This is a genomic window from Nocardia puris (genome assembly GCF_003315035.1).
GTDB lineage: Bacteria > Actinomycetota > Actinomycetes > Mycobacteriales > Mycobacteriaceae > Nocardia > Nocardia puris.
The window spans coordinates 77478-88935 of sequence record NZ_QNRE01000019.1 but is presented as its reverse complement, the minus strand read 5'-3'; the positions used below and the strand labels follow the sequence as shown (position 1 = coordinate 88935).

General features: G+C 69.9%; 9 protein-coding genes. 8 read left to right on the top strand and 1 reads right to left on the bottom strand.

From position 1 onward, the window contains the following. Nucleotides 1-218: 218 nt before the first annotated feature. Entirely contained in the window at nucleotides 219-1055 is an 837-nt protein-coding gene (locus DFR74_RS31625; RefSeq protein ID WP_063125221.1) for a helix-turn-helix domain-containing protein, read from the bottom strand. Nucleotides 1056-1858: 803 nt separating this feature from the next. On the opposite strand from DFR74_RS31625, the gene DFR74_RS31620 reads away from it, so the two are divergent. The 8 genes from DFR74_RS31620 to DFR74_RS31585 all read left to right on the top strand — a co-directional run bounded on the left by DFR74_RS31620 (nucleotide 1859) and on the right by DFR74_RS31585 (nucleotide 11454). Next, nucleotides 1859-2623, top strand: coding sequence for a hypothetical protein (locus DFR74_RS31620; protein ID WP_147266010.1), 765 nt, complete (start codon nucleotides 1859-1861; stop codon nucleotides 2621-2623). After that, nucleotides 2620-3339 carry a cutinase family protein gene (locus tag DFR74_RS37475; RefSeq protein WP_308706005.1) on the top strand — a complete coding sequence of 240 codons (720 nt, stop codon included), beginning with the start codon at nucleotides 2620-2622 and terminating at the stop codon, nucleotides 3337-3339. The genes DFR74_RS31620 and DFR74_RS37475 overlap by 4 nt, the downstream gene beginning before the upstream one ends. Beyond that, nucleotides 3233-3871 carry a hypothetical protein gene (locus DFR74_RS37470; protein ID WP_228791159.1) on the top strand — a complete coding sequence of 213 codons (639 nt, stop codon included), beginning with the start codon at nucleotides 3233-3235 and terminating at the stop codon, nucleotides 3869-3871. Before DFR74_RS37475 ends, DFR74_RS37470 begins: the two co-directional genes overlap by 107 nt. Continuing rightward, nucleotides 3868-5010, top strand: coding sequence for a lipase family protein (locus DFR74_RS31610; RefSeq protein ID WP_063125220.1), 1143 nt, complete (start codon nucleotides 3868-3870; stop codon nucleotides 5008-5010). Before DFR74_RS37470 ends, DFR74_RS31610 begins: the two co-directional genes overlap by 4 nt. Before the next feature lie 114 nt (nucleotides 5011-5124). Further along, a complete protein-coding gene (locus DFR74_RS31605; protein ID WP_054815566.1) occupies nucleotides 5125-5874 on the top strand; it encodes a hypothetical protein in 750 nt (249 codons plus the stop codon). A gap of 9 nt (nucleotides 5875-5883) precedes the next feature. Continuing rightward, nucleotides 5884-7671 (top strand): BTAD domain-containing putative transcriptional regulator, encoded by a 1788-nt coding sequence (locus DFR74_RS31600; protein WP_054815565.1) that lies wholly within the window; start codon nucleotides 5884-5886, stop codon nucleotides 7669-7671. Nucleotides 7672-8414: 743 nt separating this feature from the next. Beyond that, nucleotides 8415-9599 (top strand): AAA family ATPase, encoded by a 1185-nt coding sequence (locus tag DFR74_RS31595; RefSeq protein ID WP_054815564.1) that lies wholly within the window; start codon nucleotides 8415-8417, stop codon nucleotides 9597-9599. 37 nt (nucleotides 9600-9636) lie between these two features. Then, nucleotides 9637-11454 (top strand): VWA domain-containing protein, encoded by a 1818-nt coding sequence (locus tag DFR74_RS31585; RefSeq protein ID WP_228791154.1) that lies wholly within the window; start codon nucleotides 9637-9639, stop codon nucleotides 11452-11454. Nucleotides 11455-11458 lie beyond the last annotated feature (4 nt).

Here is an 11458-nt window from a genome sequence, read left to right as displayed (position 1 = left end):
CTTGAAGGATCACGCGGTGGCCATCTCCTTTCCGGCTACGACACGCCGGTCACACCGGACGATCCGGCTGATACACCACCCTGCCGGACGCAACCTGTCGGTGTGGATCTGTTCCGAGATGGCGGGTGTGCTGGGGATTGCTGGTCATGGTCGGGCTCCTTCGTTCGGATGCCTCCGCCCGGGACTTCCGGGGGAGTGGTCGTGGGGCGGTGGAAGGGTCAGGTGTCGCTGCTCGGCGGCTCACACGGATCGGGGTAGACGAAGCAGAACCGCAGATCGGGAGGGCCTTCCGCTCCGACACCGAGGTGGATACGAATCGTGCGTTGCTCGCCGGTGTCGCGATCACGTACCTGCAGCGGGTGCACGGTTTTGTGGCCGTAGGCGACCTCGATACTGTCGGTCCACCGCTGTCGGAAAGTGGTTGCCGCGCTGAGCTTCTCGTGCAGCGTTCGTGCGCGGGGACTGTGCCGGTAGATGCCGAACTTCGCGCGCAGAGACGCGACCATGTAGGTAGCGGCGGCGTCCCAGTGCACGAGGAGAGCCTCGGCGGTGAGTGTGGTGGTGCCGGGGTGGAAGAACCACTGGCTGAGGTTGTCGTCGTAGTCGGCAAGCTCAGGCAGTACGCTGCGGAAGCGCTCGCTGGCGTAGACGACGTTCCACAAGGGGTCGAGATACGCACCGACCAAACCTCGCTCATCGAGACGGCGCAACGTCGTGTGGTGCTCGCAGGCGACGGGGCGGGCTCGTAGCTCCTCGATCGAGGGCAGCGGTAGCGGCGGCCCGGCGAGTTCGCGGGTGTAGCGGGCTTGGGACTCGTTCATGCCGAGCCCGGTGATGAACTGCTCGCGCACTGTCGGCGAGGCCGAACGTTCACCGCGTTCGATCTTCTTGATCAGGTCCTCGCTGACCTGGAGTCGGCCGGCGGCCTCGGCCCGGGTCAGGCCCCGGGCCTCGCGGACTTGTCGGACCCATCGGCGCAGGTCGGGTAGCTCAGATGTGGTGCGGCGGGCCTTGCCTCGCCGCGGTCGCCGGGTCGAGCCGGTCCGCCGGTTCATGTGTCAAGCCCCTCCTATTTGAGTCTTCCGTCGCCCCTCCACCACGCGATAGGTTGAAGGGTTAACTCCCCCGAGTTGATTAACTTCTACCAGAAAGGGAACAGCCCGGCCACCGATCATTCACTGTGACCTGGCTGACAATTAGCTACGGACCTCCGCGCGGGGCGCACGGAGTGTTCAGGGCACCCTTTCTCCGGTGCGGGACACCCGCCGGAAAATTTCTTTGGTGACACTTTTTGTACCTGTTTCGCTGATCGGTGCAGGCCACCCCGTGTGTGCGTGGGGGGACGGAAAATGGTACCGATTTTTGTCCCCGTCAAAAGGGTGGCGCACCAGTGGTTTTCGGGGTTGTGATGGTGAGGCAATCGCTCCTCCTCGGAAAGGGAAGTCATGGACCTCTACACCATCCTGTCGGTTCTCAGCGCCGGTGCGTCACTGGTCTCGAACGTGCTGGCAATCGCCACGCAGGTGCTGCCGTTCTTCTGATCTGGGCTGATCATTTTTTGACTACTCAAAATATGATCAGCTAAGCCTCCCGGCTGCGATCCCCGCCGGGAGCTGGGAATCTCCCGGCGGGGATCGGCCGCTTCATTCGCCTCAAACTTCCTATTACTTCTCTGCTTCATTCCTTCATTCCTTCCTTTACCTGAAAGGAGTCATTTGTCATGTCCAAAAACAGTGCTACATCGTCAGCGGTCGTGTCCGTAGGGCCGCTCTACGGTGCCGGAGGCCGGTGCATTCGCCGAGGCCATGAGGGCTGGATGCTGTGGGGTGGCCGTGCGGTCGCTGCGGGTGCGGTGCCTGTGCTGATGGTGTTGGCCGCCCAGCCCGCGAGTGCGATGGCGCCGTTGGCCCCGATCGCGGACCAGCCCGGCGTCACCGCCCCGGCCCAACCCGGAACCGCTACTCCCGCACCGCCTCCGGCCCCCGTCGAACCGCCGGTGTATGTCGAACAGCCGCCCGAGATCCGCAACGGACCGGAACCGCGCCCGGAACCCTCACCCGCGCCCGCCCCGCCGGTGTATCTGATGGAACTGCACTCGCCGGAGCCGGTGGAACCGGTCGCGCCGATCGAACCGCCCCCGGACACGATCCGGATCGGGACGGCGGTGTTCCCCGACCCCGAATGGTTGCCGCCGGAGGTCGGCGACACGATCAACACCGTCAGCGCCGACCTGGAAGCCCAGGCCGCGACCTTCCTCGACTCGGTCGGGCTACCCGCCGGGCGCTCGGACCGCGTCGCCGGTGCCACCGTCGCCGGAGCCGGGGCCGGTGGCGCGATCGGCGGCGCGCTCACCGGTGCCCCGGCGGCAGCAGTCGGTGCTGTCGTGGGAGGGCTCGCGGGAGGCACGATCGGCGGAATCGCCGGAGCTGCCATCGGCACCGTGATCGCGATCCCGGTGATCGGCACCGTCACCTCCGGTGTGGCCGGTACCGCGTTGGGTGCGGCGGCCGGTGCCGCAGCGGGGGCGGCCGTCGCGGGTGTGCCTGCTGCAGCGCTGGGGGCGTTGGTCGGTGGCACGGTCGGTGCGGGGTTCGGTGCCGGGGTGGGGGTCGGGCAGCCATGACCGGGCTACGCCTGCTCACCGCCGCGACCGTCGCCGCCGCGACCGTCGCCGCTGTCCTCGGCCCCACGAGCGCGGGCCCTGCGAGTGCGCAGCCCGAGGTCGCCGGCCAAGGCTGCCCGGCTCTGTGGGTCCTCGGTGTGCAGGGGACCTCAGAGTCTTCGCCGAGCGCTTCGACGACCGCGGACTCGGGGATGCTGGGTCACCTGCTCGGCCCGGTGGCCGCCGCCGATCCGAGTCTGATCGCACGTTCCTACATCAGCTATCCGGCATCGTTCGGTGGCGCACCGGGCACCGGTGGGGGCACCGACCCCTATGCGGCCTCGGCCAGCACCGGGCTGAACACACTGCTCGCCGAATCCGAGCATGTTGCGGCGATCTGCCCCGGGACCTCCCAGGCGATCGTCGGCTATTCCCAAGGCGCGCAGGTCGCTTCGGGGTTCGCGCAGATGGTCGGGGCCGGGGAAGGCCCCGTGGCGCCACAGCGGGTCGCCGCGGTGATCCTGTACTCCGACCCCGAGCGTGCCCCCGGGTTCACCGGTCATCGCGGGACGCCCCGGGCAGACGATTCCGGACTCGCCCCCCGGGACGAGCGGGGCGGCGGTGTCGCGGGTGAGCTTGAGTTCGGCTGTCGCTTCCGGTGGCGGGATCGCCACCACGTCCGGGGCCGACTACGGCGAGTTGACGGGCCGGGTTGCCGACATCTGTGTCGAGGGTGACCTAAGCTGCGCGGCACCCGACCGGGCCGCCTTGCTGCGGGTCGCCGCGCAGATCGCCGCCCAGGCCGACCTGCGTGACCCGATCGCCGCCGTCGGCTCGATCCAGTCGTTGTTGTCGGGTGCGCTCGGGGATGCCTGGACCACGATGGTGCTCAACGACTTCCATGTCGGGCCCGGCACGGTGGCTTATGTGCCCGCGGCGAGTCTGGCCGAGCGTCTCACCGAGGCCGCCAACTCGCGTATCCCGGCACCGGGCCCGGACGAGACCGCCGCCGCGACCGCGCGGTGGGCCGAGATCACGGCCACGGTCGCCGCCAACCCGCTGGCCACGTTGCCGCCGCTGGCGGCGGGACTGTCGGAGGCGTGGGGCCAGCTCGTCTCCGACAACGCCGACTTGGCCAATCCTGCGGTGTTGTTGCGCTACACCGACATTCCTGCCCGCCACACCGGCTATGCCGCATCCGGGCACATCGCCAGCGGGGCCGCGTGGCTGACCGCCGCTGCCCACGACCTCGCCGGAGGAAACCAATGACCATCAGCGACTTCTACACCACCCCCGTTCTCCCTGAAGGGGCGCGTCCGGGCGACATCGTGCGCCTGCGACCGGTTTTCGTCCCGCAGCTGGCGGATGCGGCCGGGGCGTGGCAACTCGTCTACGTCTCCAGCGATTCCCGCTCCCAGCCGATCGCGGCCTCGGCGATCGTCCTCATCCCTGAGACCAAGCCGAAACCAGGGACTGGCGCGATCCTGCTCTACTGCCCACCTTTCCGCGGACTCGGCGGGCATTGCGCGCCCTCGCAACTGCTCGCGACCGGCGCCGAGTACGACCTCGCCGGCATCGAATCCACTCTCAAGCGAGGCTGGGTCGTGGCCATCCCCGACGGGCAAGGACTCGGCGCGGGCACCGGCCCGCACACCTTCCTCGCCGCCCGCGCCGCCGGTGCCAAACCGGTCCTCGACCTGGCTCGCGCGGTCTACCGCGCCTCGGATCTGGACCTGCCGGTCGCCCCGGTAGTTGCCTGGGGGTACGCCGACGGCGGTCGGGTCGCGGCCGTCGCGGGCGAGTTGCAACCGTGGTACGCGCCCGAGATCGACCTGCGCGGTGTGGCCGCCGGAGCGGTCTTCTCCGATCTGGCGGTCCTGGCCCCGTTGATCAGCCGGGGCACCCGCAGAGGTATCGCGGGGTTGGCGTTCGCCGGGCTGATCGGGTTGTCCCACGCCTACAACCAGCTCCCGCTGCGGCACGTGCTCAACGAGGACGGGCTCGTCGCCGCCGCCGAGGCCCGTCACCTCACCGTCGTGGAACTGCTGCAACGCTTCCCTCAACCCTTGGCGCACTGGTGCCGCGACCGTGACCCGTGGAACGACCACTGGTGGCGACGAGTCCTCGCGCTGGAGTCGCTGGCGCACGTGAAATCGTCTGTGCCGCTGCACCTCTACCACGGCGAGCTCGATCTGGTCGTGCCGGTGCGATCAGGGCGGCGCGCCATGATCGCCTACCGGCAGCGCGGCACGAACGTTGACTGGCGCGAATACGACGGCGACCACCGCTCCACCGCGCACTGGGCGATCTCCGATGTCCTGGCCCGACTCGCCACCGACATCGCCAACGGTCCGGTGTCCCAGCCGATCCCGGCTCAAGACGAGGCCGAGGCGAGGCGAGGCGCGTGAGCCGTCCCTGAACCCCTCCGGGGGAACCTGCCCGCACCCGGGCACCCCACTTCCCCCACCACCGGGTGCGGGCAGGCCCCGGAGACACCACTGATCCGAGTCGAGGCGAGATGAATGCCGAGGTACCCGCGCAACCCACCTGAGAACGAGGACGACGAGGTCGACGCCTGGGTCGAGCTGCCCCCGGCTGTTGTGGACCTGCGCCTCGTCGCCGACACCGGCACCGACCATGATCTCGGTGAGCCCGACGAGCCGCTCCTGCCGGAGCAGTTCTGGTACCACCGGATACGCGACACTCCCAGCGCGGCCGACACCGTCGGGATTTCCCGTTGGGGGACCGGGTTAGGGGAGCGGCTGCCGCGCGGTGCCTGGGCCGCGCTGGCGGCCACGATCGCCGTCCTGGCCGGGGTGCTGCTCGCATCGCCTGGGAAGACCGGCGACACCGGCGCGCAGGTACCGGCCACAGCTGCACCACCCACCTCGACCACGCTAGTGCAGGGCCCGTGCACCGGGCTCACCGGCGAGGTGGTCACCGAGCAGTCCGGTGACCCGACGACCTTGGCCGGGGTGATCGCCTCCTTCGAGGCCGCCTACTACATCCACCGCGACGCCGGGAAGGCGATGCCGTTGCTCGCGCCCGAGAGCGGGATCACCTTCGAGGGACTCGCCGCGGGCATCGCCTCGATCCCGCCCGGTACCCGCCACTGCGTCGCGATCACCCCGATCGCCCCGACCACCGCCAACGTTCACATCGCCGAGATCCGCCCGGACCGCACCCGGACCGACTACCTCCAACTGATCAACACCCGACCCGCCGACAGCGGGGGCGCGTTGCTGATCTCCAACGTCCAGAAGCAGGGATAGGAGCCACCGATGAGGCCGCAGGCGCCCTACCTGATCGCTGTCGCCGGACTGAGCTCGCGCGCGGGAACCACCACGACCACCGTCGCGCTCGCCCACACCTGGCCCGGCCCCGAAACCGCGCTCGTCGTCGAGGCCGACCCCGCAGGCGGCCAGCTCGCCGACATGGTCGGCGCGGACCCCTATCTGGGTTCGGCGAGCCTGGCCCGACGCACCGCCCTCGGTGTGCCCATGACCGGGGAGCTGCTGGGCCAGCATGTGCAGTATCTGCCTGGCGGGCAGGCGTTCCTGGCCGCCCCGCCCGGGCATGCCCCCGACGACCCGGTCCCGGCTGCTGCGCTTCTGACGGATCTGGACCGGGGTTGGCGTGGGTTCGGCGCGGTGGTGTTCGCCGATTGCGGTGTCCCCGAGCCGGGTGCGCCCGCGCACCCGGTCATCGCTGCCGCCGACTCTGCCCTGTTCGTGGTCCGCGCCGAGCACATCGACCCCGAGACCGCCGCCCAGCGGGTCCTCGACCTCACCCGCCGTCGGCGCCCCCGGGGCCTGGTGGTGATCGGCGGCAGCCGCGCTTACATCGACGCGATCGGGTTCCCCGTCGTCGGCGAGCTGCCGGTCTCCCGCTCCGGTGCCCGTGCCCTGCTGACCGGCCGCCGCTCCCGCCAGCACCTCATCCCGCCCGCACGCGGCACCATCACCGCCGTCGAGATCCAACTGCGCCGCTACGAACGCACCGGCCAGTTCGACCCACCCCACATCGGACAATCTGCCCGCCACCAAGGCCGTTCGGTGCGGCGTCCTCGCCGCGGTGAGGACGCGCCCAGGATCTATGCCATCGACCCCGCCACCGTGCCGACGCCGCGTCTTCGCCCGCGTGAGCCCGTCGTGGTCGATACCACCGAAACACCGGCCTCTGAACCGGTGCTCGCGGTGGCGGCCGAGGATGCCGGCCAACCCGCAGAAGGTGACCTCGCCGCGGTGCCCGAGCCGAGCCCGCACCCCGAGATCGAGAGCACTGAGCCTGCACCGGGGCCGACACCGGCCGACGGCGCGCCCGCGCTGGCAGTGCGGGTGTTCGGGCCCACTCGCATCTTCTGGAACGCCGAAACCGGTGAGAGCGTGGAGATCACTACCCAACTACAGCCGCGTGCCCGCGAACTGGTGGCTGTGCTTGCCCTGCATCCCGAGGGTTTGCCACGCCAGCAGCTGATCGAGCGGCTGTGGGGCGATCGGCCCGGCACCCGGGGCAGCAGCGCCTTGGCGAACACCCTGAGCCGCTTGCGTGCCGCGCTGGGCACCGCCACCGGCGGACAGGTCAGCGAGGTACTCGCCGAGGACCGCACCAAGGTCCGGCTTTCGAGCCAGGTGGGGGTGGACTACTGGGACTTCAACGTAGCGGTGGCTCAACGTCGCCACGCGCGCAGCGACACCGAGCAGGCCGAAGCCGCCCGCCGTATCGCGGCGCTGGCCACCAGCGAGCTGGCCAGCGACCTCACTGACACCTGGGTTCAATCCCTGCGCGAATCGGCCCGGCGGACTTCGCTCAACGCCTTGAGCTGGCTGGCCACTCGTAGCAGCACCGACCTCGACGCGACCTTGGGAATGCTCGAGACCGCCGTGGAAAACGACCCCTACAACGAGGCGGTCTGGCACGATCTCCTACGCCTGCACGCCCGTCGCGGGGAAACCGCCGCACTCACCCGCACCTACCGGCTCCTGACCCGGCGACTTTCCGAGATAGGGCAGCGTCCGAGTCCAGAAACCCGCCAGCTCCTCGAACAGCTCCGCCGCGACCAGAAATAGAGTCGAATGCTGGCGGCCATTACCACTCGCGCAGCATGTCAATTAATGTAGAAGCCGGAATTTCGATTTTCTGGCATCGAGCGAAAATGTGTGCCGGGGATAGTGGAATATCTACTCGAATTGTGTTCTAGACGGTTCTATCGTCGCTGGACACTCCGTGCTCGGCTGTGGATAAAACTGCGGTGAGCCTGAGTGGCTCGATGAAAAAAGATCGGTGCGTCGTTCCATGGTGGGTTTCGATGCACGATTCGGTGCGAAGATTGGAACGACGCACCCTCTATGGGCCATATAGGCAGGTCGGGCGGCGGATATCCGCGCGGATATCATCGGGGATTGTCTATCCACAAAGATGGATAGACATGCTCGTGCGGGCTCTCTCGCGTGGCTGGCCGTGCTCTCGAATGACTCGCTTCCCGCTGCTGTACCTCCATCTTCCGCCATCGTCCCCGCTCTCCCAATTTATAATTCTTCTGTCTTTTTGGGTCTTTTCCGGCCGGGGTGTGATGTCGCTGGTGAGGCTGCTTGCATGGCGCATTCCGAAATTGCGTAGTCGGACTCGCGGTTGTCCGGAAAAATTCCGGAAAATTGAGCTGTTTTCGGGGTTGTGAGTTTGTTCGAGGTCGAGCTAGCGTCGACCACGTTCCCGGAATTCGCCGGGAAATTCGTAGAAATCCGAATGGCGGCCACGCCGCACGTATGCCGAAAACCGGCGCGAATTCGGAACGGAAATTGCAGGAGTCGCAATGCCCACCACACCCGCCCCCGCCGCTACCGCTGCACCGGCCGCCGGTCGCCTGCCCAACGGCGAACTCCGCCGCATGGTGGCCGCCGCGCTGGCCGCCGACCCCGTCCGCGAACAGTCGCCCCGCGAAATCGCCGCCGGGCTGAACCGGTCCTCGGGCGCTGTCGGCAACGCTCTCGAGGCGTTGACCGCCGCCGGGCACGCCGAACGCACCTCGGCCGCGCCCCGCCGCTACCGCGCCACCGCCACCACGACTACCGCCGCCACCCCGGCCGTTACCGCCCCGGCCCCGGCCGCGCCTGCCGCCCCGGCCCCCAGCAAGCCGAAACCGGCCCGCCGCACCAAGAAGACCGCCACCCCGGCCCCGGCCGCGCCCGCCGCCCCGGCCCGCACAGGTAACACGGTGGCCCGGCCGAACGGGCAGGACTACCACCTGCGTCAGCTCGCCGGGCGCGCCGATGTGGAGGTGTTGCAGACCATGCGCGCGGCGGAGGTGCCGGTGCTGCTGTACGGGCCGCCCGGCACCGGTAAGACCTCGCTCATCGAGGCCGCCTACGGGGACCTGCTCACGGTGCAGGGCGACGGGGACACCACGGTCGCCGATTTCGTGGGCGAGTACACCCAAACCCCCGACGGCCGTTTCGTTTTCGTAGACGGCCCTCTCGTTCGGGCGATGAAAGAGGGCCGGGTGCTGTTCATCGATGACGCGACCCTGATCTCGCCGACCGTGCTTGCGGCGGTGTATCCGGCGATGGACGGTCGAAAAGAGCTGGTGGTCAAAGCAACCGGCGCGGTGGTGAAGGCTGAGCCCGGGTTCTTCGTGGTGGCCGGGCACAACCCCGGCGTGCACGGAGCCATCCTGTCCGACGCGCTGAGTTCGCGGTTCGCGTTCCAGGTGCGCGTGGTTTCCGACCTCGACCTGGCCGCCCAGCTGGGGGTGGAACGCCGCGCGGTGAAAGTGGCGCGGGAGCTGGCCGCCCGGCAGGCCAAGGGCGAGGTCGGGTGGGCCCCGCAACTGCGCGAGTTGCTGGCGTTCCGCAAGATCGCCGCCGCCACCGACCCCGACACCGCGATGGCCAACCTCCTCGGGGCCGCCCCGGAAGAGGACCGCGAGGTGGTGGCCGCCGTGATGAAAACCGTGTGCGGCACCAGCCACACCCCGCTCGCCCTCGGCCCCCGCCTCTAACCACTACCCGCCGCACGCCCGAAAGGTATTGCCTGCCATGACCGGCCACGTGATCACCGCCCCTGCCCCCGCTAGCCCCGCCGCGCCCGCCACCCCGGGCACCGGCACCGCTTCCGCCCCGGCCGCCGCCGGGGCGGGGGCGGCCCCCGCCGCCGCGCCTGCCACCCCCGCCCCGACGTCTGTGCCGGTCACCGGGGGATGGGCCACCCTTTCGGCCGCCATGACCGCCGAGGTTCCGCCGATCGCCGACCGTGACGATTTGACCGTGAGCATCGCCCCCGGTGCCGCGTTCGGGCACCCGGCGGTGTTCGTGCCCGCACTGCGCGCGATCGAACTCGACGGGTCCCGACTCAAGATCGACCCGGCCGCCGCGTGCCCGGCCCGCAACAGTGACCGCAACCACTACCCGGCGGTGTGGGGTGCGTTGGTGCACGAGTGCGCGCACGCCAAACACTCGGTGTGGCGGGCCCCGTTGCTGGCGCACCCGGAGGTGGTGAAGGCGGCGGATTTGCTTGAGGAGTCACGGATCGAGGCCGCCCAGATTCGCCGCCGCCCCGATGACCGGCATTGGTTGCGCGCCAGCGCCACCGAGATCGTGATCGGCGACAACGGCGGCGCGAGTGCCGCCGCGCACCTCCCGCGCACCACCTACGCCGCCGCCCACAACGCCGCCCTCGTGCTCGGCCGGATCGATGCCGGGGTACTGACCGAGTCCGAATGCGCGCCGCTGGTGCGCGAGATCGAGTCCATCCTCGGCACCGACACCCTCGCCGCGTTGCGCGCGATCTGGCGTGAGGCGCACACCGTGGCCGATACCGACACCGCCGCCATGCTCGAACTCGGGCGGCGCTGGTTCGACATCGTGGGCCCCGAACCGCACACCACACCGGTACCGACCTCGCTGTTGGGCGCGGCCATCGAGGCCACCGCCGCCGCCATCGCCCGCGAGGTCGCGGCGAACCCGGTGCCCGCCGACCCGGCCGAGTCCGCTGCCGCCGCGCGCGAGGCTGCCGCCGCCACTGCCGAACAGGCACAGCTGATGGCCGAGCACGTGTTCGGCGATGGCGAGACACCGGGGCACTCGCGCACCGTAGCCCGCACCCGCACCCCACTGAGCACAGAACAGACCGCCGCGCGGGTGCTGGCCCGCGCGCTGGACACCGCCGCCGCCCGCGAACGCGCCACGGTGAAAACGACCTCGGTGGTCCCGCCGGGCCGGGTGCGGATGCGTGGTGTGCTGGCCCGCCAAGCACAGCTCGCCGCCGGTGCCATCCCGACCGCCGAACCGTTCACCCGCACCGCCCGCAAAACGAGCCCGTACCCGCCGCTGCAGGTCGGCATCGCGTGCGACGTGTCCTCCTCGATGAGCGCGTTCGCCGCCCCGGTGTCCTCGGCCGCGTGGATCATCGCCCGCGCCGCCGAGCTGGCCGCGATGCCCGCTACCACCGCGACCGTGACCTTCGGCGCGAAGGTCACCCCGATCACCTACCCCGGCACCGCCCCCGCCCAGGTCGCCGAGTTCGGTTGCCCGGACAAATACCACGCCCTCGCTGCCGCGACGGTCGCCCTCGACGGGGCCCTCGGCCTGTCACGGCCCGGCGCGACACGGCTACTGGTCATCATCTCCGACGGCATCTACCGACCCCACGAACGCGCCTCCGCACAGCGTCGACTCGACGCTGTCCGCGCGGCCGGGTGCGCGGTGCTGTGGTTGGCACCCGAGAGTGGCAAGCGCCCCGGCCGCCCGGGAGCCCCGACTCCGCTGAACGGGGCGACCGTGCACGTGGTCAGCGACCCGGCCGCCACCGCCACCGCGATCGCCCGCGCCATCACTGCCGCCGTGCGCGCCGCCTAAACCT

Bases quoted from the DNA above. Each gene is read 5' to 3' on its own strand.
- DFR74_RS37475 (WP_308706005.1), top strand. From the start codon at position 2,620: ATGACCGGGCTACGCCTGCTCACCGCCGCGACCGTCGCCGCCGCGACC.
- DFR74_RS31610 (WP_063125220.1), top strand. From the start codon at position 3,868: ATGACCATCAGCGACTTCTACACCACCCCCGTTCTCCCTGAAGGGGCG.
- DFR74_RS31625 (WP_063125221.1), bottom strand. From the start codon at position 1,055: ATGAACCGGCGGACCGGCTCGACCCGGCGACCGCGGCGAGGCAAGGCC.
- DFR74_RS31595 (WP_054815564.1), top strand. From the start codon at position 8,415: ATGCCCACCACACCCGCCCCCGCCGCTACCGCTGCACCGGCCGCCGGT.
- DFR74_RS31585 (WP_228791154.1), top strand. From the start codon at position 9,637: ATGACCGGCCACGTGATCACCGCCCCTGCCCCCGCTAGCCCCGCCGCG.
- DFR74_RS31600 (WP_054815565.1), top strand. From the start codon at position 5,884: ATGAGGCCGCAGGCGCCCTACCTGATCGCTGTCGCCGGACTGAGCTCG.
- DFR74_RS31605 (WP_054815566.1), top strand. From the start codon at position 5,125: ATGCCGAGGTACCCGCGCAACCCACCTGAGAACGAGGACGACGAGGTC.